Raw genomic sequence first — 23,946 nt, 5'->3', positions numbered from 1 at the left:
TATAGCGGATTCGGAGGGATCACATTTCTTAAAAACTAGTTGCTTCAAGGTAATGTGTTTGCTGGCCAACACTTTCTCAGTGAACGGCGTGCTTTTCCGGCTGCACGAGCACGAACGGGCTCACGACGGACGCCCACAGAAGGGTGTCGGACGCCTGCCAGGTGCTCGCCTGCACGTCGGATACCTTGGCAACCTTGCCTTCGTTCATCCAGCGGTTGATGGCATCCTTGTCATCATGGGCGATGCGCAGGGCGACTTCGACGAGGTCCAGGTCTTCGCTCACGTACACGACGGAGCCGTGGGCGAAATGGCGTTCGAGTTCGGACCAGTGCACGCGGGCGGTCTCGCGGTTGATCTTGTCGTGCAGTTCGGTGTCTTTGAGCGGATCGGTTTTCATGGCGATGTCTGATTCAGAGGGGTTCGATGGCGGGAAGCGGCGAACCCGCCCATGTTAACCGATATGCATGGCCCTTGCGGACATTACCGACCAATGCGGGGCGGAAGCATGCGAGATTCGTGCCCTCGGGCCGCCGCACGCTCGGGTAGATGACGCCCATCGAACCCGCCTCCAGCAGCTCCGCCGCCAGCGCCTGCGATGCGACGTAGCTGCCGGCCGCGAGGCAGTCGTCCCAGGTATCGGCGCCGCGCAGGTCGTGGAAGCTGGCGCTGAAGTCGGCCAGCAGGGCCTGGTAACTCACGCTGTCGTCGAAGCGGCCGATTTCCTGGTATTCGACGGCCTTGTGGAACGCCACCTCGGCCAGCGCCGTCTCGATCTCGAACGCGCAATACCACGCGCCCCGTTCGCCGTCGTTGAAACGGCTGCCTTCCGGCCGCGCATACGTGTAGGCCGCGTTGATGATGCGGAAGTTCGGCACGCCGAACACGAGTTCGTCGACGCCGATCCCCGGCAGCAGGCCGGACTCGCCGCGCAGGCGGTCGTTGGTGGCGTTGTCGAGGTCGAACAGGTCGCGCAGCATGCCATCGTCATCGGCGAGCGGGGCCAGCACCGAGTCTTCGAGGTCGGCGAAGCGCGACGGGATCAGGCGGCACGTATCGAACTGCCGCAGCGCGGTCAGGCGCGGGATGAGTTTCACTCACAGCCCTCCGCGACGGGCGTCGAGCAGGCGGCGCACGGTCTGCATCGCCAGCAGGCCGCCGCCCAGCATGTAGGCCAGCGGCGTGCGGCCGTTGAAGATGGGATTGGTGTTGGGGAGGTGGATCCATTCGTCGGCGAGCTTGTCGCCGTACAGGATGTGCAGGGCTTTATAGATGCCGAGCAGGTAGGAGATGCGCGTGATGCGGTCGACTTCCAGCACCCGTGCGGGGTGCTTCTTCCATTCGTAAAACGAGGACGACGACAGGCCGCCGAGCAGCTCGCGCGCATCCTCGTCGCGGATCTGCCAGGCGCCGGCCAGGCGAAAGAAACCTTTCAGGGCCGATTCCGACAGCCGTTCGCGCTCGGAGCGGGCGGACAGGTCGACAAGAACCGCCGGTTCGAACCGGCTCTTGGGGTAGGCGTAGGCGTAGCTCATGAGGAATCCTCCGGTTATGGACTATATATACTCCGCTTTCGGACATCGTGCAAGCATCTTGTACAAACCGTACTGCCGTGCCAGAATTCAAGGCTTGTCAAATCATCATCCTGGTAAACGACATCAAAGGGGGGCGCGATGCGTCTGCTGTCGATTGGGGTCATGTGCATCAGCACGCTGATGCTGGCTATGGCGAGCGCGGCGCGGCCGTCGCACGACGAGCTGAAGAAACAGGTGGCGGACACCGAACGTGCCTTCGCCGCGACGATGAAGGCGCGCGACCACGCCGCGTTCACATCCTTCCTGGCCGACGAGGCCATCTTCTTTGCCGGCCCGACCCCGCTGCGCGGGCGCGAGGCCGTCGCCAATGCGTGGCGCAAGTATTACGACGGCGAACGCGCGCCATTCTCGTGGGAGCCGGAGCAGGTGGAAGTCGTGGATTCCGGCACCCTGGCCTATAGCGGCGGGCCTGTCTACGATCCCAGCGGCAGGGTGGTCGGACGCTACAACTCGATCTGGCGGCTGGAAGCGCCGGGGCGGTGGAAGATCGTGTTCGACCGGGGCGAGGCGCCGCCCTGTCAGTGCGGCAAGAAAGAGTAGTCGCCCCGCTCAACATTGTGACTGCTTGCCTGGACCGAATTGACACTCCCCGGGCCAATCCAGATACTCGAACGCCCAACAACAACGACGAGCAGGCTGGAGACATGATACCGATCCGAACCGTTGCACCGCTAGGGCTGCTGGCGCTCGCCCTCGCGCAATCCGCGTTTGCCGCGCAGGGCAAGCAGGTTGAAAAACTCGACCGCGGCGTCGTCGCCGTCGCCACCGGCGGCGGCGTCTTCGTCAGCTGGCGCGTGCTGGGCGTCGACGACCCCGATACCCGCTTCAACCTCTACCGCGACGGCGTCCGCCTGAACGGCGCGCCACTTACGGCGAGCAATTTCACGGACACCAATGGCACGCCGGCGGCCCGCTACACCGTGCGCGCGATCGTCGACGGGCACGAAAAGAAGGACGAAGCGGCCGGCGCCACGTGGAGCCAGCCCGTCCTGCGCATTCCCGTGCAGCGGCCGGCGGGCGGCGTCACGCCGAAGGGCGAGGCCTACACCTACGACATCAACGACGGCACGCCGGCCGACCTGGACGGCGACGGCCAGTACGAGCTGATCGTCAAATGGCAGCCGACCAATGCCAAGGACAATTCGCAGTCGGGCTATACCGGCAACACATATGTCGACGCCTATAAACTCGACGGCACGCGGCTGTGGCGCATCGACCTGGGCCGCAATATCCGCGCGGGCGCCCATTACACGACGGTGGTCGCGTACGACTTCGACGGCAATGGCAAGGCCGAGGTGATGCTGAAGACGGCCGACGGCACCGTCGACGGGCAGGGCAAGGTGATCGGCGACGCCAATGCCGACTACCGCAATGCCAACGGCTACATCCTGTCCGGCCCCGAGTATTTGACGGTATTCGATGGCCGCACGGGCAAGGCGCTGGCGACCACGGATTATCTGCCGGCGCGCGGCTCGGTGGCGGCGTGGGGCGACAACTACGGCAACCGCGTCGACCGTTTCCTGGGCGGCGTCGCCTACCTGGACGGCCGCCGGCCCAGCGCCATCTTCTCGCGCGGCTATTACACGCGCGCCGTGGTCGCGGCGTGGGACTACCGCGACGGCGTGCTGTCCAGCCGCTGGGTGTTCGATACGGACAAGGAAGGCAGCGCCGTGCGCGGCCAGGGCTCGCACTGGTTCGCCGTGGCGGACGTCGACGGCGACGGCCGCGACGACATCGTCTACGGCGCGGCCGCGATCGGCAGCGATGGACACATGCTGTACAGCACCGGCCTGTGCCACGGCGACGCGCTGCACGTCGGCAAGCTGGACCCGACCCGCGCGGGCCTGCAGGCGTACATGGTGCACGAAACCCCGTCCTGCTACGGCGCCACCGGCTCCGAGATGCACGACGCGGCGACGGGCCGGATCCTGTGGGGCGTCAGCGGCAGCGGTGCGGACGTGGGGCGCGGCGTGTGCGCGGACATCGATCCGAACTACCTGGGCGAGGAATGCTGGGCGTCGCGCGGCGGGCTGATGGCGGCGAACGGGCACCAGATTTCCACGGCGCGTCCGGGGAACATGAATTTCGCCAGCTGGTGGGATGGCGACCTGGGCCGCGAACTGCTCGACGGCACCGTGATCAACAAATGGCAGCCGGCGACGGGGAGCGTCGTGCGCCTGCTCGACGGTGCGCCGTACGGGGCGGCGTCGAACAACGGGACCAAGGCGACGCCGGTGCTGTCGGCCGACATCCTCGGCGACTGGCGCGAGGAAGTCGTGTGGCGCACGGCGGACAACTCGGCCCTGCTCGTGTTCACGACGACGGCGCCGACCACGACGCGCATCCCGACCTTGATGCACGATCCGCAGTACCGGGCGCAGGTCGCGGGGCAGAATGCGGGGTACAACCAGCCGCCGCATCCGAGTTTCTACCTGGGCGAAGGGATGGGGACGGTGACGCAGGCGCCGATTTTTACGCGTTGAACGGCGGGTAGGGTGGGCACCCCGTGCCCACGCGGACGCCGGCGAACTGCAAACGTCCCGTGGGCACAGGGGTGCCCACCCTACCAGGCGGAAAGCGGGTTATACAGGTTCCGCGTGCTCGACGAGCAGTTGAACCTTGGTCACCCCGTTGTATTCGTTCGCATCCAGCCGGAACGCCACCCGCGCCTTGTCGCCCAGCGCATCCGTATGCCCGAACCAGATGGCATCGTAGCGCCGCCCGTTCCGCTCCAGCAGCAGCTTGAGGTGCTTGTCCTTCAGGATGCGCTGGCTGACGACACGGAATTCGTCGCAGAACACGGGCGGCGCGAACCCCTGGCCCCACACCTGGCTGTCCAGCAGTTCGATGAACTGCGTGCTGTAGAAATCGTCTTCCAGCGGGCCGTCCGTCTCGACGACGCGCTCCAGCTGCGCCTCCGTCAGCCACGCGCGGCCGACGGCTTCGAACGCCTGCGCGAACGTGTCGAAATGGTCGCCGCGGATCGACAGGCCGGCTGCCATCGCGTGCCCGCCGAACTTGTCGATCAGCCCCGGCACCTTCTTCGACACGAGGTCGAGCGCGTCGCGCAGGTGGAAGCCCGGGATCGAGCGGCCGGAACCCTTGATCCAGCCGTCGCCCGCGGGCGCGAACGTGATCGTCGGGCGGTAGAATTTCTCTTTCAGGCGCGAGGCGACGATGCCGATCACGCCCTGGTGCCAGCCGTCGTCGAACACGGCGATGGTGCTGGCGTCCGCCGGCTCGAAATCGTCCAGGTGCAGCAGGGCCGTACCCTGCATGTCGGCCTCGATCTCGCGCCGTTTCAGGTTGATGTCGTTGAGTTCCTGCGCGATGGCCCAGGCGCGGCCCTCGTCGTCCGTGATCAGGCATTCGATCCCGAGCGCCATGTCCTCCAGGCGGCCGGCGGCGTTCAGGCGCGGGCCGAGCGCGAAGCCGAGGTCGAACGGCGACGCGCAGCGCGCCTCGCGCCCCGCCACGCGGAACAGCGCCGCGACACCCGCGTGCATCCGGCCCGCGCGCATGCGCTTCAACCCCTGGGCGACGAGGATGCGGTTGTTCGTGTCGAGTTTCACCACGTCGGCGACGGTGCCCAGCGCGACGAGGTCGAGCAGGTTGTCGAGCTTGGGCTGCGTCTGCGCGTCGAACACGCCCCGCTTGCGCAATTCCGCCCGAAGGGCCAGCAGCACGTAGAACACGACGCCGACACCGGCCAGGTGCTTGCTGGGGAAGCCGCATTCCGGCTGGTTCGGGTTCACGATCACGCGCGCGTCCGGCAGCGCGTCGCCCGGCAGGTGGTGGTCGGTGACGACGACGTCGATGCCGCGCGCCTTTGCCGCCGCCACGCCGTCGATGCTGGCGATGCCGTTGTCGACCGTGATGATGATGTCCGGCGCTTTCTCGCGCGCCGTCAGTTCGACGATTTCCGGCGTCAGGCCGTAGCCGTATTCGAAGCGGTTCGGCACGATGTAGTCGACGCGCGCGCCCATCGCGGTGAGGCCGCGGATCGCCGTGGCGCAGGCGGTGGCGCCGTCGCAGTCGTAATCGGCGACGATGGTCATCTTCTTGCCGGCCGCGATGGCGTCGGCGAGGTAGACGGCCGCCGCGTCGATCTGGCGCAGCGCGCCGGGCGGTACCAATGCTTGAAGTCCGGTCTCCAGTTCGCGCGGGTCGGTCAGGCCGCGGGCCGCGTACACGCGCGCGAGGACCGGGTGGATCCCGCCCTGGCGCAGCATTTCGGAGAGTCTTACGGGGCAGGGGCGGATGGTGATGCGGGTTTTCAAAGCAGTCGTTCCAGGGTCGGGCGGCGCCAGAATTTACGTTGCGCCAGCGGGGTCGTCGTCGTTTCGAGGTGGCCGTCGCGGTGGCTCAGCACGAGGCGCACCTCCTTGATGCGGCCGGTTTTCAATGCGGCCAGCAAGGGCGCGAACAGCCCGGTCTCCAGGCGCTGCATCTGCTGCAGCCAGCCATGCCAGTCGGCCGCGATGCCGGGCGCCGCCACGTTGCCGCAGGCGAGCAGCCAGTCGTCGCCGCCGTCCAGCAGCGCGTCGACGTTCGCCAGGCTGTCCAGGCGGCGGTCGGCCAGCGCCGTCAGCCAGCCGGGCGTGTCGAACGCCGCCACGCGCGGGCGCACGAGCGGCTTGCCGGAAACCTTCGCCACCAGTTGCTGGGCGTGTTCGGTCGCCATGCTCGCATTCCCCCACGGCCAGAAGGAATTGATCGGCAACTGGCCGCGCGCCTCGCGCGCCGCGTTGGCCGGGTCCGTGAACCACGTCACCTGCACGTCGTTCTGCAGCTTGCGGAACGCGCGCGCCTGCGGGCCGGACGGCATCCAGTCGGTCAGGTTCATGTTGACGGCCGCGTCCGGGCTCGCCGTCGCGATCTCGGTCCAGTCGTCCGCGCGCATGAACCACGTGTCGGGGGCGCCCCATGCGAGCGCGTAGCCGGCGTCCTCGAAGCAGGGCCGGGCGCTGTCGAACAGGGCGCGCGCTTCGTCCTCGCGCAGGTCGAGCTGGCGCATGTCGTCCATCTGCAAATGCGTGCGCGCGATCTGGATATGGGTCGGGTTCACGACGAACCACATGCCGTCCTCCGGATCGAGGCCGATTGCGCGCATCGCGCTGGTCGCGACCCCCGGCACGAGCCCGTGCGCGACGCCCAGCGCCCGCGCGATCCAGAGCTCATGCGGCAGGACGCGTGCGTCGGTGTCGAGCGGGCGGTAGCGCGCGTCTGATACTTTCGATAACAGCGCGGCCAGCGCCGGCGCCTGCAGGGCGCGGGTCAGGTCGGGCGCGAATTCGGGAGCGGGGAGGGCGAACGGCAGGACGAGCGAAATGTGGGCCATCCCTCTATTTTAGGCGAAATGGACTCAGATGTCCGCCCCCGGTCCCGGCGTCGTCACGTCCGGCGAGGTCGTTGGCGCGGTCGTCGAATCGGGCGGCATGCCGGCCGACCCGCCCGGCGGCAGCATCCCGGGAACGGGCGTCAGCCCGATCGCCTCGTGATACCACCCCTGGACGAGGACGAGGTGCCGGTGCTCGTCTTCCAGCGCCAGCGTGAAGCCGGCCACGAGGTCGTCCTGGCCGGCCTCGCCCGCGAGCGCGATCAGCGTCTCCCAGCCGGCGCGATCGGCCAGTTCGGCGGTCAGCAGCGCGTGCAGCGACTGGGCGAGGCTCGTGCGCGGATCGTTCAGCACCTGCACGAAACCCAGCGACTCGACGCCGGTCACGTCCGCGCTGGGCGTCTGCGCCGTCGGATCGCCGCCCAGCGATTCGATCGCGTCCTTCAGCAGCAGGAAGTGGCGGGCTTCGTCGCGGCGGATGGCGGCGACGTGGTCGCGCGTCATGCCGGCGGGGCCGCCCTGCATCACGTCGCATTTCGCCAGCAGCGCGTCGTACAAACGGGTGCCCGTGCGTTCGAACGCGAGGCGTTCGCCCAGCTTGTCGAGCAGGATCTGCGGCCGGTCGCCCTTGAGCATGTGCATGCCCATGTTGACGGCGCCGGCGACCGAGCCCGGCATGGGGATGGAGCCGATGTCGCCGGCGTCCATGATGAGCGCTTCGCGCGCGTCCAGCAGGGCGCGCTCGTCGCCCGGCGCGCCGCGGATCGGCGCGTTGTCGCTGCCCTGCATGGCCGCCGTGTCGATGGGCGACATCTGCACGCCCGTCCGGTTCATGCCGAGGTGTTCGGTCTGCTGTGCCATGGTGTCTCCGTTGCGGTTCAGGGCTGGACGACGCCGCCCTGGTTGGCGGGCAGGGTCGTCGTGACGGCCGTCGTGGTGGCGGCGCCATGGCTCACGAGTTCCGTGCCCGGCGTCCAAACGTAGCCGGCCGCCACCGCCGCGCTGGGCGAGCCGTCGCCGTTCATCTGCCGGCGGTAATCGATGCTGGCCTGGTCTTCGTGCGCCTTCGGCACGAATTGCGTGCCCAGCGCGCGCAGGTCGACTTCGCTGGCCAGCACCTGCCGCACGTAGTCGCGCTGGCTGCGGAACGGGATCGGGCCTGAAAAATCGCCGACGATCTCGGCCGGATCGCGCCGCTCGTAGCGCCGGAACGCGTCGGCGGCCATGTGGAAGTGGCCCAGCTCGAAGTCGAGGCACCGCTCCCAGATGGCCTTGACGTGGTGGTTCGTCTCCGTCTCGACGCAGCTGTAATAGGTGTAGCACTCGTTCGCCTCGTGCAGCATCCACTGCTCGACCCACGTCTCCGTCGGGTCCAGCAGCGATTCGTATTGCGTGACGTGCTGTTCTTCCACCGAGGCGATCTCCGCATACAGCTGGCGCGCGACCGGGTCGGCGAACGTCGGGCCCACGTTCATATAATAGTTGTGGGTCTGCGCCTCGGCCGCCGTGATCGTCAGCGCATGCAGCTTGCTGAGCATCGCGGCCATGCTGCGGTCGTACGGGATGCGCAGGTCGTCGCGCGGGGCGCGGTGGTGCTCGGGCGTGGGGCGGCCGGGGAGGATGTCCGTATAGCTCTGCAGGATATTGTTCGCATCCTTGCCCTCCACGCGGTCGAGCAGCGCCGCATAGCGGTACAGGTGGTCGAAGTCTTCCAGCAGGCCGAAACGATACACGCCGGACAGGTAGTCGTCCGGCTCGGCCCGGGCCACGCTCGCCGTCAGCTCGATGGCCAGCTGTTCGTAGGCGATGGTCGTCTCGAGCGGAGAATGATCGGGCGCCAGCAGCCAGTTCACCATCGTGGCCTGGTGCTGTTCGACCCGCCTGACGTCGGCCAGCGGCTGGCGCAGCGCCATGTTGCAGCGCGCGGCCATGTGCGAGAAGCGCAGGGCCTCGAGCTCGACGCCGTTCATGAGGATGATGCGCATGCGGGTAAAGGCATCGTCGTCCAGCTTGCTGATCGGCCTGCGCACCATGTCGCGCCACGTGGTGTGCTGCCGGTCGAGCGGCGTGCCCTTCGAATCGAAGACGGAAAATGCCATGGTGGGCCTCCTGTCTGCGTTCGATAGTCTTGCCGCGCCCGGAGTTCCGGACTTTTTATGGTGTGTGCAAGATAGAAAAAGTACTTCCAATTGTGACAACGCCCCACATGGATGAGCGTTGTGTGGCAAACTGCGGGACCCAAGCATTTACCATGGAGCCCATGAGCCTCATCCACAAACTGCCGTACGAATGGCTGGTCGGCTTGCGCTACACGCGCGCCGGCAAGCGCAGCAGCCGCAACAGCTTCATTTCCTTCATCTCGCTGATCTCCGTGTCCGGCATCGCCCTCGGCGTGGCCGCCCTGATCGTCGTGCTGTCGGTGATGAACGGGTTCCAGAAGGAGGTCACGGACCGCATGCTGTCCGTGCTCGCGCACATCGAAGTGTTTGACGCGAGCGGCACCATGCCGAACTGGCGCCAGGCCGAGCAGGAAGCCTTCCGCAACCCGGCCGTGCGCGGCGCCGCGCCGTTCGTCGAGACGCAGGGGCTGCTGGTGCGCGAGGACACGATGAAGCCGGCCGTCATCCGCGGCATCCTGCCGTCGGAAGAGCACAAGGTGTCGGACGTGGCGAAGCAGATCCGCCAGGGCAGCATCGAGAGCCTCAAGTCCGGCGAGTACAACATCGTCATCGGCTACGCGCTCGCGCGCTCGCTCGGCGTGGGCATCGGCGACAAGGTCAACATGCTGCTGGCGCAGGGCCAGACGACGCCGGCCGGCATGGTTCCGCGCTCGCGCGTGTTCACGGTGAGCGGCATCTTCGAGGCCGGCCACTACGAATTCGATTCGGCGCTCGCGTTCATCAACATCGAGGACGCGCAGCGCATGGTGCGGATCGACGCGCCGAACGGCCTGCGCCTGCGCATCGCCGACATGCACCAGGCCCCGTTCGTCGCGCAGGAACTCAAGCGCAGCATGTCGGGCGAGCTGATCATGCGCGACTGGTCGCAGCTGAACGCCAACTGGTTCGCCGCCGTGCAAACGGAAAAGCGCATGATGTTCATCATCCTCACGCTGATCATCGCCGTCGCCGCGTTCAACCTCGTCTCGACCCTCGTCATGACGGTGACCGACAAGCAGCCCGACATCGCCATCCTGCGCACCCTTGGCGCGTCGCCGCGCTCGATCACGAAGATCTTCATGATCCAGGGCGCCCTCGTCGGCATCATGGGCACCGCGGCGGGCGTGGGCCTGGGCGTGCTGGTGGCGCTCAATATCGACGTCATCGTCCCGTTCATCGAGCACCTGCTCGGTGTGCAGTTCCTGTCCAAGGATATTTACCTGATCAGCGAAATCCCGTCCGACCTGCGCTGGCCGGACGTCTCCAAGATCGGCGGCGTCTCCGTGCTGCTGGCCTTCGTCGCGACCATCTATCCCAGCTGGTCCGCGTCGCGCGTGAAACCGGCGGAGGCACTCCGCTATGAATGACATGAATGTGAATACCGCTGTACTTGCCTGCCGCAATGTCGCCAAGACCTTCCGCCAGGGAGACTACTCGGTCCAGGTGCTGGACAACATCGATTTCTCGATCGCCCGCGGCGAGCGCGTCGCCATCGTCGGCGCGTCCGGCTCCGGCAAGTCCACGCTGCTGCACATCCTGGGCGGGCTGGACACGCCCAGCACGGGCAGCGTCACGCTGCAGGGCGAGGACTTCGCGACCTTGTCGGAGACGCGCCGCGGCGAGCTGCGCAACCGCTCGCTCGGCTTCGTCTACCAGTTCCACCACCTGCTGCCGGAGTTCACGGCGCTGGACAACGTCGCGATGCCGCTGCTGATCCGGCGCATGAAGCGCGCGGACGCCGTCGCGCGCGCCGAGGCGATCCTGGCGCGCGTGGGCCTGACGCAGCGCGCCATCCACCGGCCGGGCGAACTGTCCGGCGGCGAGCGCCAGCGCGTGGCGCTGGCCCGCGCCCTCGTCACGGAACCGGCGTGCGTGCTGGCGGACGAACCCACCGGCAACCTCGACCACTCGACGGCGCAGGGCATCTTCGACCTGATGCTCGAACTGTCGAAGACCCTCGGCACCGCCTTCGTCATCGTCACGCACGACCCGGAACTGGCGCGCCGCTGCGACCGCGTGCTGCGCATGACGGAGCACGGCCTGCAGCCGGCCGGGGCTTGACCCTTCCATGTGGATCGACACGCACTGCCACCTCGACGCCCACGAATTCGGCACGGAGTCGGGAGCCATCGCTCAACGTGCGCAGGAACTCGGGGTCGGCATGATCGTGATACCGGCCGTCGCGCGCGATAACTTCGGCGTCGTGCGCGCTCTGGCAGGCAGCCTGCCCAACGCCAGCTATGCGCTGGGCATCCATCCGATCTACGTGCCGCAGGCGACGGACGACGACCTCGCCGAACTGCGGCGCCAGGTCGAGGCGTCGCTGGCGGACCCGAACTTCGTGGCCATCGGCGAGATCGGCCTGGACTTCTTCATCCCGATGCTGTGCGAGCCCGCGATGCGCGCGAAGCAGGAACGCTTCCTGCGCGAGCAGCTGCGCATCGCGCGCGACTTCGACCTTCCCGTGCTCACGCATGTGCGCCGCTCGCAGGACCAGGTGCTGAAGCACGTGCGCCAGATCCGTCCCGCGGGCGGCATCGCGCACGCCTTCAACGGCAGCTTCCAGCAGGCGAAGGCCTTCATCGACGCCGGCTTCCACCTCGGCTTCGGCGGCGCCATGACCTTTACGCGCGCGCTGCAGATCCGCAGGCTCGCCGTGGACCTGCCGCTGGAATCCATCGTGCTGGAGACGGATGCGCCGGACATCGCGCCGGCGTGGGTCCACCCGGGCCGCAACAGCCCGGAGCAATTGCCCGCGATCGGTGCGGCGCTCGCCGACCTGCGCGGGCTCGATCCGGACGCCGTGCGCGCGGCGACGCACGCGAGCGCGCTGGCGACGATGCCGCGCCTGGCCGCGCTGCTGGGCTGATGCCGGACTGATGCCGGGCTGATGCCGGGCCGGCCACGCGCCGCGCATGAAGCACATGGGTCCTACCCGGCCCTCATGACGGCGCGACCGCGCCGGGAGTGTCCGGTTCCATCGAGTCGCGCCGGCGCGCGGTGCGCACCCGCGCGGCGCGTAGCGTGGGACCATGCGCATGCGCCGAAGTTCGCTCCTGTACACCCTGACGCACGTTAATCTCGCGCCGGTTGAAGCATGGAAGAATCCATTCTCGTGCCGCAGCCGCGGCGTGTTCACGGGAGAGACAGTGGAAAGCGCGAGCGAGTTCCTGCGGGTTCTGCAGCACGAGAAGGTCCTGAGCACCGCGCACCGGCCGTTGCGCCTGCGCCTTGCCCAAGGCGGCCAGCTCGCGGAGGACGTGCTGCTGCCCCAGCGGGTCGTGGGCCACGAGGCGATCTGCGGCGGCATCGACTACCGCGTCGCCTGCCTCGCCAGCAGCCCGCACATCGCGCTGAAGGACCTGATCGCGCTGCCGGCCGAACTGCGGTTCGTCACCGACCGCGGCATGCTCCGCAGCGTGTGCGGCGTCGTCACCGAGGCGCGCGCGGGCGACGCCGACGGCGGCCTGGCCGGCTACGAGCTGGTCTTGCGCGACGTGTTCGCCGTGATGGAAAAGCGCACCAACAGCCGCGTGTTCCGCTACCAGAACGAGCTGGAGATCGTGCAGGTGCTGTGCGACGAATGGCGCCAGTCGAACACGGTGCTGGCCAACGCCTTCGAACTCGAACTCGATCCGCTGTTCGACATGCGCCAGTTCCCGCCGCGCGAACAGACCATGCAGTACAACGAGTCGGACGCCGCGTTCGTGCGCCGCCTGCTGAAGCGGCGCGGCATCGCGTGGGTGTTCCGGCCGGGACGCAGCCGCGGCAGCCCCGTCGATCCCGCGCACGACCGCACGCCCGCGCACACGCTGGTGCTGTTCAACGACCCGAACGGCCTGCCGCGGAACGCGGCCGGCACGGTGCGTTACCACCGCGACAGCATGGCGGACGGCCGCGACACCGTCAGTTCCTGGCGCGCCGCGCGCCGCCTGCAGCCGGGCGTCGCCACGCGCCACAGCTGGGACTACAAGAATCCCGGCGCCGCGCAGTTCATGACGGCCTCCGCGCGCAGCAACGTGGACCAGGGCCCGAGCGGCAACACGCTCGCCGCGTCGCTGGACGACTACCTGATCGAGATGCCGCACGCGGGCAACGACGTCGAGGACCACTGGCGCCTGGGCCAGGTGCGCATGAGCCGCCACGAATTCGAATCGAAGTGCTTCCTGGGCGAGGGCAGCGTGCGCGACTTCTGTGCCGGCCAGTATTTTGCGCTCGAAGGCCATCCCGAGATCGACACGCACCCCGCCGCGGAGCGCGATTTCGTGATCACGGAACTGCACGTCGTGGCCGACAACAACCTGCCGCGCGATCTGGAACGCCACGCCAGGCAGGTGTCGGCGGACGCCGCCCTGAGCGCGCTGCCGGCGCCGCGCGCTGGCGACGGGCAGGCGCGCGTGCGCGTCAGCTTTTCCGCCGTCCGGCGCGGCATTCCAATCGTGCCCGCTTACGATCCGCGCACCGACCTGCCGCAGCCGCCGCTGCAGAGCGCCATCGTTGTCGGGCCGGCCGGCGAGGACGTCCATTGCGACGCGCTGGGCCGGGTAAAAATCCGCTTCCCGGGCATGCGCGTCGCCGACCATCGCCATGCGCACGGCGCCGGCGCGTCCGATTCGCCCTCCGATTCGGCCTGGGTCCGCGTCGCCTCCAACTGGGCCGGCAACGGCAACGGCAGCCAGCAGCAGGCCGGCGCGCTGGCGCTGCCGCGCGTCGGTTCCGAAGTGCTGGTGGCCTTCCTCGGCGGCGACCCGGACCGCCCGATCATCCTCGCCCAGCTGTACAACCAGCGCACGGCGCCGCCCGCGTTCAGCCAGGCGGGCGCGCTGCCGGGCAACCGCTACGTATCCGGCACGCGCACGCACGAGATCCAGGGGGCGCGCGGCAACCAGCTGCGCTTCGACGACACGCGCGGCGAGATCAGCGCGCAGCTGGCCAGCGACCACGGCACGTCGGAACTGAACCTCGGCTGGCTGACGCGGCCGCGCGCCGACGGCACCGGCACGCCGCGCGGGGAGGGCGCCGAGCTGCGCAGCGACCTGTCGGTGGCCGTGCGCGGCGCCCAGGGCGTCCTGATCAGCGCGGAGGCGAGCCCGCAGGCGGAAGGGGGCCAGCTCGACCGCGCCGGACTGGCGGGCCTGGCCGACGTCATGCAGGGCATCCTCGACGAAGTGGGCAAGCTGGCGGCCGTCCACACGGACGACGAGCCGACGGGCCGGCGCCTTGCCGCCCTCGTCGACAAGCTGAAACGGTGGCACGCCGGCAGCAACGTCGCGGAAGGCGCGGCGGGGGGCGGGGAACCTATCCTGGCCGCGACGGCGCCGAACGGCGTCATCGTCGCCAGCAACGACAACCTGGCGCTGGGCGCGGGCGGCAAGGTGGACGTCGTCAGCGCGGGCGACGCCGAGGTCGCGGCCGGCGCCAACATCTTCGTGCGCGCCGCCCGCCGCCTGAGCCTGTTCGCCCACGAACTGGGCGTGCGCCTCGTCGCGGGCCGCGGCGACATCATCGTGCACACGCACGTGGGCAATATCCAGATCAAGTCGGCGGGCCGCATCAGCCTGATCGCCGCCGAACGCATCGAGCTGGAAGCGCCGGCCGTGAAGATCATCGCGCCGGGCGCGCAGACCGACTGGGCCGACGGCACGGTCACCCAGCAGACGAGCGGCCGCCAGGTCTTCAAGGCGAGCGAATTCGACCAGGTCGGCCCCGGCGGCGCGACACCGGAGGGCGTGCGCATGCCGACGTCGCACCTGCACACGGACGAATACGTCGTGCTGCGCCACCAGCAGACCGGCAGGCCGGTCCCGAACCAACGCTACCAGGCGACGTTCGAAGGCGGCCGCACCGTCACCGGACGCACCGACGAACAGGGCCGCACCTCGTTGCTGATCGGCGAAATGATCGGCGACGTCGCCATGGCCTTCCTCCCCGACGACGACCCGGCCCGTTGACGCCGAATTTTCCGCATACTCAACCCAGACCACGGAGCGCGCATGGCAGACCCGACCCGCCCCTTGCCCAACCTCGTCCCGCAGCCCGACGGCAGCTGGACGGGCCGAACCGTCCTGACCCCCACCTCGTTCACGACACGCGGGCTGTTCACCTTGCCGCCGTCGAAGGTCGTTCCGGTCATCGTCGTACCGGGGATCATGGGGAGCAATCTGCGGGCCGCGACCAGTCCGGCGATGCGGGCGAACGAGCTGCTGGATCCGGGGGAGCCGGCGTGGCGGGCACCGAATGGGACGTTCGAGGGGTTGAACACGTCGCGTAAATGGAAGAAATACGATGCCGGGACACGGCAACTCCTGTTGGATGGCCGAACACTCGAGACCGATAATCGCGGCGACATCCATTTGCCTCTTGAGGCACGCAATTACGGGATGACGGAGGCCGAAGTGCGCCAACGGTCGTGGGGCGAAGTGCACTGGGATTCCTACGGAAACCTGCTTTACGGCTTGCATGTGGGTCTCAACCATACGTTCGAAATGGATCAGCTCGACAACGTGCGCGTGATATGCCGCCACTGGAAGGACGTCATGGAGTGCGACCCCGCCAAGTGGGGCGTGCGCGGTATCGACAAGGTCAGCGAGGAAGAGCTGGAAAAGCACGCTGGCTATTACTATCCGGTTTACGCGTGTGGCTATAACTGGCTCGAATCGTGCGCGGACTCGGCCAGGCGGCTGCGTCAACGCATCGAGCGCATCATTGCGTTCTGGACGGAGCGCAGGCGTGAGTGCCGACAAGTCATCCTGGTGACCCATTCGATGGGCGGCCTGGTCGCGCGCGCTTGCGCCAAGGAGATACCCGATCTGATCCTTGGGGTGATTCATGGCGCGATGCCGGCACTCGGCGCACCTGTTTGCTATCGCCGGATCGCTTGCGGAACCGAGAAGTGGAGCCCAAGCAATGGGAAAGTGGACAACGTCAAAGCTGAGCACATCGCTGAAATCCTCGGTGAAATGCCGAAAGACACAATGGCGGTCATGGCCACCGCGCCAGGTGCTTTGCAATTACTGCCCAACCATTTGTATCCGCAACCGTGGCTGCATGTCTCGCTGGTCAGCCGGATCAATAACAAGGATGTACCGAGGGATGTTGTGCATCTACCGGTCAGTAATCCATATGACATGTATCGCGACTTCGACGCATGGTATCGCCTGGCAGACCCGGATCTCGCAGACCCTGCCGGCAAGTACAAGGGCAGTCCCGGAATCAGGGAAATCATGTGGAAGGCAATCGGCAGTGCCGAAGAGTTTCATCGCCAGACGCTGGGCACCTACTATCATCCGAACACGTATGCCTTCTATGGTGCCGATCCCGGACATATGTCCTTCGGCGCCGTTCGCTGGGTCGCGCGCGACCCCGGCACCGGTGCCGTTTTCACGGAATCGAACCTGCGAGGCGCGGTCGGTCACGGCTACGGCCCGTCCGGAGGGCGCCGCGTGCAAGTCGAGGGGCGCACCAATCTGCACTTCGTGCCGGCACGCCAGGATGTGGCTGGCGACGGTACCGTGCCGCACCAGTCCGGTGCGGGTCCACGCGGTAAAGTTGGCCAGCTATTCGATGTCCGTGGTTTCGATCATCAGGGCGCGTTCAATGCCGACGCGATCCTGTTGCTGACACATCACCTTATCGTCAAGCTGGTGCAAAAGCTGCCATGAAGCGCACATTGAAACGCGGATTGCGGAAGGCAGTTGTCTTGCCCCTGGTGTCGGGCTGTGTCGACGCGTACGCGGCAGGGCAACGGGCTTGCTTGCCATTGGACAAACCAGTATGCAGGTCAGGTGAGGTAATGTTTGACACCGGTAGGTTTGACGACAGGACTGCGCTCGAGCGGCAGTCGCCGCGATCGTCAGCCTTCGACCCTGTCGTCAAGCTGGTGTCGATGTTGCCATGACGCGAACGTGGAAGCGCGGATGGCGAGAGCTCATCGTATTGTGCGCAGCTCTCGCCTGTGCGGGAACCTGGGCCGCCGGTCAGGTCCGCAGCATACGAGACAGATCCGAGGTGGCAAAAATGACCGAACAGATGAAAACGGTATGTGTCGGACGCTACTTGGTCGATGTGCCGAGCGAGGCAGAAACGAGCCTTTCCGGGGAAATGATATCCGGATTCTCGATCGATACGGTCGAAGAAAGCGAGGCGGCGTTTCGGGCACGGGTCAACACACGAGAGTCCGCCATAGCTGCGCAAGAAAACGATGCGGACCCGGCCCGGGCAGGAGGGATGATCGCAGCACGCGATCTACGAATTGCCGGAATGATTGGGCGCGCGCTCGAATATGGCAGGGATCGCACCTATGGATTCGAGGGTGGGCGTCGTGTCGATGTCGAATGGGTATCGGTGGAGGTCCATGCTCACCTGGAAGGGGTCAGTTTTACCCTGTCGAAAAAAGTTGCCAATGAGGGCGACACAAGATTGGCTGAAGCATTATTGACGCGCCTGCACGTGCGTGGCAGCGACGACATCCCGGCGTTTCCAGGGTTTTGTGTCTGGCGCGGCGTATTCGCGGAGCCGCTGCCTGAGCATACGAACGAACACGTCGTCTTTCATCTCGGCCTGCCAGGCCATCCTGACATGGGGCTGGCTCTCAGCAGCGTCGCGGGCGGCCACGTCGACGACGGGTTGCTCGAGCGCGTCGCTCTCGCGGATGCAGAAGCGAGTGCCGACGAGATGCTGCGTGTAACCAAGCTACGTTCGGGCAAACGCAACATCAACGGAATCGAGGGCGAAGAGGTCCTCGAGCGCGTGCGCGAACTGAATTTTACGACCGGCTATGGCTTCATGTGGGAGGCCGGTGGGGGCGCCGACGATTTGTTGCAGCCACATCTGTTGCTGAATATGGAGACAGGCACCAACCCGCGTCCGGGCGGTAAGCCAGTCGACTCCAGCCTGCACGAAGACGCCGTTCTGGCCCTATGGGACAGTATCTCGTCCAGCATCCGCTTGCGCAAGTCCGGCCCGGCGCCGGCGGCCGAGCCTCCGCCAGAACCGCCCGGACCGGCGCTGGGAGCATTGGCTTCGGCCGGGGACGTCTGCCCACAGTCAGGCTGGTGGAAATGCCGTGAAGGCGGACCCGGTGTGGATGTGCAAGGCGGTGCAGTCCAGTGGATTCGCAAAGGCGACCGCATGCCGCAGGCGTTGCTGTTACCGCGGCAGACGCTGTGGCAAAAGCTGCGTGGCCTCCAGCCGAGCATCGAACCGTCGCGGCCGACCATGTGGAGACTGGTCGACAAGCGCCTGCGCCCGCGTACGCCTACGCTGGTTACGCTTGCCCCGCCCGGACCGGTCGGTGCGGCCCTGGAAGACGACGCCGTCCACGCACCGGCAGCGGCACTCGGCGCGAACGTCCGGACCGGCGAGGTCTGTCCCGCCAGCGGCTGGTGGCGCTGCGGAGAGACGCATGCCCTCGACGGGACACGCTGGTTTCCCCGTGGGAGCACGCTTCCGGCCGCGACGTTCCAGATACCGGTCGGCGTATTCGGCCGTTCCGCCGGTCCGGAAGTGATCCAGCGGCGCAGTACCTGGCAACTGATGCGCCTTGCCGAAGCCGAATGTGCCGCGCTTCTTGCCGATAGTGGGCAGGAGGCGCAAGACGGCATGGCGCCGCCCCCGGTCGGGCCGTCGCGGCTCGCGTGAGGGCTGCCGGCTCCCGGCCCGCCTGCCATGCGCAGCTGCATCCTGGGCTTCGTCACCGGCGTCACGTACCTGCAAACCAGCGCCACGCTGCCGACATCCGGTCAGTTGGCCACCGGCGCAGCGACGGCGCTCTTGGTGCTGGCCTGCGCCGGCATGATCCGCCCCCCGCCAGCACGCATCATCGCGCTCGCCGCCGCGGGCCTGCTGTCCGGCTACGCGTGGGCCGCCTTCCTGGCCCAGGCGACGCTGTCGGCGGAGCTGGCCAGGCGCGACGAGGGCCGCGACGTGCGGGTCGTCGGGATCGTCGAGACGCTGCCTTACCGCTTCGACCAGGGCGTCCGCTTCGATTTCCGCGTGGAGCGCACCATCGATGACCCGGTACGCGTGCCTTCCCACATCGCGCTGTCGTGGTACCAGGGCCGCTATGGCATACGCCAGGCCGTGGGCGACGTCCAGCCCGGCCAGCGCTGGCAATTGACGGTGCGCCTGCAGCGCCCGCACGGCAACGCGAATCCGGGCGGATTCGATTACGAAGCGTGGCTGCTGGAACAGGGCGTGCGCGCCACCGGCTATGTGCGGGCCGACGACGGCAACCGGCTGCTGGACGCGTTCGTGGCCGGTCCCGGCGCGGTCGTCGAGCGCGTCCGCGCGGCGCTGCGTGCGCGCATCCAGGCGGCGCTCGCGGGACGCACGTACGCGGGCGTGATCGTGGCGCTCGTGATCGGCGACCAGCGCGGCATCGAGCAGGCCGACTGGCAGGTGTTCAACCGCACCGGCATCGGCCACCTCATTTCGATCTCGGGCCTGCACATCACGATGATCGCGGGACTGGCCGCGTGGGCCATGTCGGCGCTGTGGCGCCGCTCGTTCTTCACCGATGCGCGCCTGCCGCTGCGGCTGCCGGCACAGAAGGCCGCCGCGCTGGCCGGCACCACCGTCGCCTTCCTGTACGTGCTGCTGGCCGGCTTCGGCGTGCCGGCACAACGCACCCTGTACATGTTGTCCGTCGTCGCGCTCGCGTTGTGGATGGGGCGTCTCGCGGCCGTGTCGCACGTGTTGTGCGCGGCGCTCGCGGTCGTCGTGCTGCTCGATCCGTGGGCCGTGCTGTGGCCGGGGTTCTGGCTGTCGTTCGGGGCCGTGGCCGTCATCCTGTTCGCGGGTCATGGCCGCATCGGGCCGCCGCCCGCGGGTCCGCGCGGCGCGCTGCTGCTGGCCGGACGGACGCAATGGGCCGTCACGGCCGGGCTGGTGCCGTTGACGTTGCTGTTGTTCGGCCAGGTGTCGATCGTGAGCCCGGCCGCGAATGCGGTGGCGATTCCGCTCGTCAGTTTCGTCGTGACGCCGCTCGCGCTGGCCGGCAGCCTGGTGCCCGGGCCGCCGGGCGACTGGCTGCTCCTGCTCGCGCACTGGACGGTGGAGATGCTCGCCTGGCTGCTGCGGCTGCTGGCCGGCTGGCCCGGCGCCGTGTGGCGCGCGCCGGCACCGCAGGCGTGGGTGTTCGCGCTCGGACTCGGCGGCATCCTGTGGATGCTGATGCCGCGCGGCTGGCCGCACCGCTGGGCCGGGGCCGCCGCGCTGCTGCCGATGCTGCTGCAGCTCCCGGACCATCCCCGCGACAACACCTTTCGCGTAACCGCGTTCGACGTGGGGCAGGGCATGGCGCTGCTCGTCGAAACGCGGCGGCACCGCCTGCTGTACGACACGGGCCCCGCGTACGCCCCCGGCGCGGACGGCGGCAGCCGCGTGATCCTGCCTTACCTGCGGATGCGCGGCATCGCCACGCTCGACGGGATCGTCGTCAGCCATGGCGACACGGACCACACGGGCGGCGCGCTGGCGGTGCTGGAAGGCGTCGGCGCCGGCTGGCTCGCCTCGTCGCTGCCCGCCGATCACGCCATCGTCCGCGCGGCGCCGCGCCACGTGCGCTGCAGCGCCGGCCAGCATTGGGAGTGGGACGGCATCGCGTTCGACATGCTGCATCCGACGCCGGCCAGCTACGATGACGCGCACCTGAAGACGAATGCCCGCAGCTGCACGCTCCGCATCAGCAACGGCCGGCGCACGGTGCTGCTGGCCGGCGACATCGAGGCGGCGCAGGAAGCGGCGCTGGTCGAGCGTGCTCGGGATCGCCTGCGCGCGGACGTCCTGCTGGCGCCGCACCACGGCAGCGGCACGTCGTCCACGCTGGCCTTCCTGCAGGCCGTGCGGCCGGAAGTCGCGGTGTTCCAGGTCGGATACCGCAATCGCTACCATCACCCGAAGCTGGAGGTGTATGAGCGCTACGGTGCGCTCGGGGTCGAGCGACTGAGGACCGACGACGCGGGCGCGCTTGCGCTGGAGGTCGGCGCCGACGTGGCCTGGCGCGGCTACCGCACCGACCACGCGCGCTATTGGTACGGGCGCTGATCAGACCACGCGCGGCAGCGTGATCGTGACCCGCAAGCCGCCTTCGGCCCGGTTGGCGGCCGAGATCCGTCCGCCATGCGTCTCCACGACCCGCTTGGCGATCGCGAGACCGAGCCCGTGGCCGTCGACGTTGTTGCGCGTGGGGTTGGAGCGGAAGAAGGGCTCGAACACGTCGCCCAGGTGTTCGGCCGCGATGCCGGGGCCCTTGTCGAGGACTTCGATGTGAACGAGGTCGCCGTCCGGATGCACGCGGACGTCCACGGGGCCGCCCGGACCGTGCTTGACGGCGTTGCGCACGATGTTTTCGACGGCGCTCCACAGCAGGTCCGGGGCGCCGCGTATCGTGACCGGTTCCGGCGCGTCGACGTCCACCACCGCGCCGGCTTCGAAGCGGGCGTCGTCGGCGATCTGGTCGACCATCTCGACGAGGTCCACGGCTTCGGCGGCGGGTAACGTGGTCGCCGCTTCCAGGCGCGACAAGGTCAGCAGCTCGCCGACGAGGCGGTCCATGCGCACGCTTTCGCGTTCGATGCGTTCGAGCGACGCCTGCAGCCGGTCCGGCCGCTGGTGCGCGAGGCCGATGGCGGCCTGCAGGCGCGCGAGCGGCGAGCGCAGTTCGTGCGAGACGTCGTGCAGCAGGCGGCGCTGGCCGTCCATCAGGGCGCGCAGCTGGGCGCTCATGCGGTCGAAATCGTGGCCCAGTTCCGCGAGCTCGTCGCCGATGAGGCGCGGCGCCGCGTGGGCGAACCTGGGCGCGAGGTCGCCCGCTGCGGCGGCATCGAAGGCGCGCTGCAGGGCGCGGATCGGGCGCGAGAAATACCACGCGAGGAGGGCGGCGAACAGGAGGCTGGCCAGCGTGGCGGCGACGATCGGCAGCCAGGGGCCCACGTGCCGGCTGAATTCCGGCGGCAGGCCGAACCAGCCGCCGCCCGGGCCGCCCGGGCCGCCGGGTCCGCCGTCCATGCGCGCGCCCGGGTCGCCGCCGCCCGCGCCGGCCGGCGGCGGCCCGGCGCTCGCTCCGATGCCGAAGCCGCGCGGACCAGGACCGTCCATGCCCGGCATATGCCATGCGCGCGAGGCGAAGGCCGTGTAGCGGCGGCCGTCGGCGCCCGTCAGCTGGGCGACGGCGTGTGTGCGGCCGTCGCCGTTCAGGTTGCGCTCGACTTCCTCGCGCAGCCTGGCGGGCACGGGCCGGTCGAGCAGTTCATGACCCTGTTCGTCGAGCACATACAAATGCATGCGGCGGCTGCCGGCGGCGAGGTCGCGCAAGGCGTCGACACCGCCGTGCTTCAGCGTCGCGGCGGCGGCGTCGAGCATGATCGTGGCGGGCGGACTCTTGTCGAGCGTGGGTTCGCCGCCGCGCTGGCGCGCCTGGTCGCGCAGCCACAAGGTGCCGCCGACGCCGATCGTCGCGGCCACCTGGGCCAGCAGGATGGACAGGAAGAACTTCCAGAACAGCCGGCCCATCGCTACTCGCGGATCAGCTGGTAGCCGAGACGGTAGACGGTCTGCAGGCAGGAACGCCCGTCGGAGAGCGTGCCCAGTTTATGGCGCAGGCTCGACAGGTGGACGTCGATGTTGCGGTCGAAGCGGGCCAGCGGGCGGCCCAGTCCCTGCTCGGAGAGGTCGTTCTTGCTGACCGGGCGGCCGGCGTTGCGCGCCAGGACTTCGAGCAGGTTGAATTCGGTGCTGGTGAGGTCCAGCGGCTGGCCGTCCCACATGGCGCGGCGCTGCTCTGGCAGCATCGTCAGCTTGCCGACGGTGAGCGTGATGCCGGGACCGTCGTTGGGCGAGCTTTGCGTGCGGCGCAGGATGGCGCGCACGCGCGCCGTCAGTTCGCGCGGCGTGCAGGGCTTCGTGACGTAGTCGTCGGCGCCCAGTTCGAGGCCGAGGATGCGGTCGGCGTCGTCGCCGCGCCCCGTCAGCATCAGGATCGGCATGCGGCTGGCGGCGCGGATGCGGCGCAGCGTCTCGATGCCGTTCATGCGGGGCATCATCACGTCGAGGATGGCGATTGCGTACTGGCCGGTCAGCGCTTCGCGCGCGCCCGTCTCGCCGTCGTGGGCGCAGGCGACGCCAAAGCCTTCCTGTTCCAGGTATTCGGAAAACATGCCGACCAGTTCGGTGTCGTCGTCGATAAGCAGGACTTGGTTCATGCTCGCATCTTAGCGCAGCGCGACTGTGCCGGCCACGACCGCCGCCGGCTCTTTACGCGCTTTTACACGCCGACAACACGCCTTAACATCGAGACAATCGAGAATGGCGTCTCCGAACAAAAAAGGATGACAGACATGAAATTCACAAGCCTTTCCGCGGCAGCCGCGCTGCTCGCCGCCTGCCTTGCCGCCACCCCGGCCTTCGCCACCGGCGAACCGGATGCGCCGCCGCCCGCCGGCCAGCGCGGTCCCGGCGGCGACCACGAGCGGGGCCCGGGCATGCCCTTCGGCCACGTTCCGCTGCACCGCCTGAAGCTGACGGAAGCCCAGCAGGACAAGGTGTTCGCCATCATGCACGCCCAGGAGCCGCAGCACCGCGACTACGACAAGGCGATCCGCAAGGCGCACGACGCGCTGCGCGAACTGGGCCGCGCCGACCGGTTCGACGAGGCCAGGGCCGGCGCGCTGTCGCGCGACCTCGGCCAGGCGGTGGCGGCCCAGGCGCTGCTGCGGGCACGCACCGACGCGCAGATCCAGGCCGTTCTGACGCCGGAGCAGCGCGAGCAGCTGAGCCAGCGCCGCATGCGCGGGCACGATGGGGGCGAGCGGCCGTAGGCGTTTCCCTCTAAATACTCGGAGATAATGACATTACAATG

General features: G+C 68.2%; 19 protein-coding genes. 10 read left to right on the top strand and 9 right to left on the bottom strand.

Translation table 11 applies throughout. From position 1 onward, the window contains the following. Positions 1-76: 76 nt before the first annotated feature. The 3 genes from ACL58G_RS22290 to ACL58G_RS22280 are packed head-to-tail and all read right to left on the bottom strand — an operon-like array spanning position 77 to position 1,532. The gene (locus ACL58G_RS22290) at positions 77-397 is read right to left on the bottom strand and encodes a DUF2288 domain-containing protein (RefSeq protein ID WP_413388399.1); all 321 of its coding nucleotides are present in this window, start codon (positions 395-397) and stop codon (positions 77-79) included. Between the two features lie 13 nt (positions 398-410). Beyond that, positions 411-1,094: an RES family NAD+ phosphorylase gene (locus ACL58G_RS22285; RefSeq protein ID WP_440963209.1), complete on the bottom strand. Its 684-nt coding sequence runs from the start codon at positions 1,092-1,094 to the stop codon at positions 411-413. Beyond that, entirely contained in the window at positions 1,095-1,532 is a 438-nt protein-coding gene (locus ACL58G_RS22280) for an MbcA/ParS/Xre antitoxin family protein (protein ID WP_413388400.1), read from the bottom strand. 162 nt (positions 1,533-1,694) lie between these two features. Between ACL58G_RS22280 and ACL58G_RS22275 the strand changes: the two genes are divergently transcribed. Further along, complete coding sequence (locus ACL58G_RS22275) at positions 1,695-2,132, top strand: YybH family protein (protein ID WP_440963208.1); 438 nt, start codon at positions 1,695-1,697, stop codon at positions 2,130-2,132. Between the two features lie 104 nt (positions 2,133-2,236). Beyond that, positions 2,237-4,075 (top strand): rhamnogalacturonan lyase, encoded by a 1,839-nt coding sequence (locus ACL58G_RS22270; protein ID WP_440963207.1) that lies wholly within the window; start codon positions 2,237-2,239, stop codon positions 4,073-4,075. Positions 4,076-4,174: 99 nt separating this feature from the next. Here the strand turns inward: ACL58G_RS22270 and recJ are convergent, their stop codons facing one another. From recJ to ACL58G_RS22250, 4 genes are read right to left on the bottom strand one after another with little or no spacing between them, the layout of a single operon-like run. Then, the gene (gene recJ, locus ACL58G_RS22265) at positions 4,175-5,824 is read right to left on the bottom strand and encodes a single-stranded-DNA-specific exonuclease RecJ (RefSeq protein ID WP_440968095.1); all 1,650 of its coding nucleotides are present in this window, start codon (positions 5,822-5,824) and stop codon (positions 4,175-4,177) included. 44 nt (positions 5,825-5,868) lie between these two features. Continuing rightward, complete coding sequence (locus ACL58G_RS22260; protein ID WP_440963206.1) at positions 5,869-6,933, bottom strand: hypothetical protein; 1,065 nt, start codon at positions 6,931-6,933, stop codon at positions 5,869-5,871. 24 nt (positions 6,934-6,957) lie between these two features. Then, positions 6,958-7,791, bottom strand: coding sequence for a ferritin Dps family protein (locus ACL58G_RS22255; RefSeq protein WP_413388404.1), 834 nt, complete (start codon positions 7,789-7,791; stop codon positions 6,958-6,960). A gap of 17 nt (positions 7,792-7,808) precedes the next feature. Then, a complete protein-coding gene (locus tag ACL58G_RS22250) occupies positions 7,809-9,029 on the bottom strand; it encodes a hypothetical protein (RefSeq protein WP_440963205.1) in 1,221 nt (406 codons plus the stop codon). A gap of 161 nt (positions 9,030-9,190) precedes the next feature. On the opposite strand from ACL58G_RS22250, the gene ACL58G_RS22245 reads away from it, so the two are divergent. The 7 genes from ACL58G_RS22245 to ACL58G_RS22215 all read left to right on the top strand — a co-directional run bounded on the left by ACL58G_RS22245 (position 9,191) and on the right by ACL58G_RS22215 (position 21,134). Continuing rightward, positions 9,191-10,456 carry a lipoprotein-releasing ABC transporter permease subunit gene (locus ACL58G_RS22245; protein ID WP_413388406.1) on the top strand — a complete coding sequence of 422 codons (1,266 nt, stop codon included), beginning with the start codon at positions 9,191-9,193 and terminating at the stop codon, positions 10,454-10,456. A 1-nt stretch (position 10,457) separates the two neighbouring features. Beyond that, positions 10,458-11,150 carry a lipoprotein-releasing ABC transporter ATP-binding protein LolD gene (gene lolD / locus ACL58G_RS22240; RefSeq protein ID WP_413389109.1) on the top strand — a complete coding sequence of 231 codons (693 nt, stop codon included), beginning with the start codon at positions 10,458-10,460 and terminating at the stop codon, positions 11,148-11,150. A 7-nt stretch (positions 11,151-11,157) separates the two neighbouring features. Continuing rightward, the gene (locus ACL58G_RS22235; protein ID WP_440963204.1) at positions 11,158-11,958 is read left to right on the top strand and encodes a TatD family hydrolase; all 801 of its coding nucleotides are present in this window, start codon (positions 11,158-11,160) and stop codon (positions 11,956-11,958) included. Between the two features lie 169 nt (positions 11,959-12,127). Next, complete coding sequence (locus ACL58G_RS22230; protein WP_440963203.1) at positions 12,128-15,040, top strand: type VI secretion system Vgr family protein; 2,913 nt, start codon at positions 12,128-12,130, stop codon at positions 15,038-15,040. A gap of 42 nt (positions 15,041-15,082) precedes the next feature. Next, a complete protein-coding gene (locus ACL58G_RS22225) occupies positions 15,083-16,750 on the top strand; it encodes an esterase/lipase family protein (protein ID WP_440963202.1) in 1,668 nt (555 codons plus the stop codon). 355 nt (positions 16,751-17,105) lie between these two features. Then, entirely contained in the window at positions 17,106-18,728 is a 1,623-nt protein-coding gene (locus ACL58G_RS22220; protein WP_440963201.1) for a T6SS immunity protein Tli4 family protein, read from the top strand. A 27-nt stretch (positions 18,729-18,755) separates the two neighbouring features. Continuing rightward, positions 18,756-21,134 carry a DNA internalization-related competence protein ComEC/Rec2 gene (locus tag ACL58G_RS22215; RefSeq protein ID WP_440963200.1) on the top strand — a complete coding sequence of 793 codons (2,379 nt, stop codon included), beginning with the start codon at positions 18,756-18,758 and terminating at the stop codon, positions 21,132-21,134. On the opposite strand, the gene ACL58G_RS22210 is transcribed toward ACL58G_RS22215, so the two are convergent. Both ACL58G_RS22210 and ACL58G_RS22205 read right to left on the bottom strand, forming a co-directional pair. Then, complete coding sequence (locus tag ACL58G_RS22210; RefSeq protein ID WP_440963199.1) at positions 21,135-22,601, bottom strand: HAMP domain-containing sensor histidine kinase; 1,467 nt, start codon at positions 22,599-22,601, stop codon at positions 21,135-21,137. Positions 22,602-22,603: 2 nt separating this feature from the next. Next, entirely contained in the window at positions 22,604-23,290 is a 687-nt protein-coding gene (locus tag ACL58G_RS22205; RefSeq protein ID WP_440963198.1) for a response regulator, read from the bottom strand. Positions 23,291-23,425: 135 nt separating this feature from the next. On the opposite strand from ACL58G_RS22205, the gene ACL58G_RS22200 reads away from it, so the two are divergent. After that, the gene (locus ACL58G_RS22200; protein WP_440963197.1) at positions 23,426-23,905 is read left to right on the top strand and encodes a Spy/CpxP family protein refolding chaperone; all 480 of its coding nucleotides are present in this window, start codon (positions 23,426-23,428) and stop codon (positions 23,903-23,905) included. Positions 23,906-23,946 lie beyond the last annotated feature (41 nt).

This window comes from Massilia sp. GER05 (assembly GCF_052056005.1).
GTDB lineage: Bacteria > Pseudomonadota > Gammaproteobacteria > Burkholderiales > Burkholderiaceae_D > Telluria > Telluria orientalis.
Note: the sequence above shows the minus strand (reverse complement) of the source record. Positions and strands in the feature narration are given on the sequence as shown.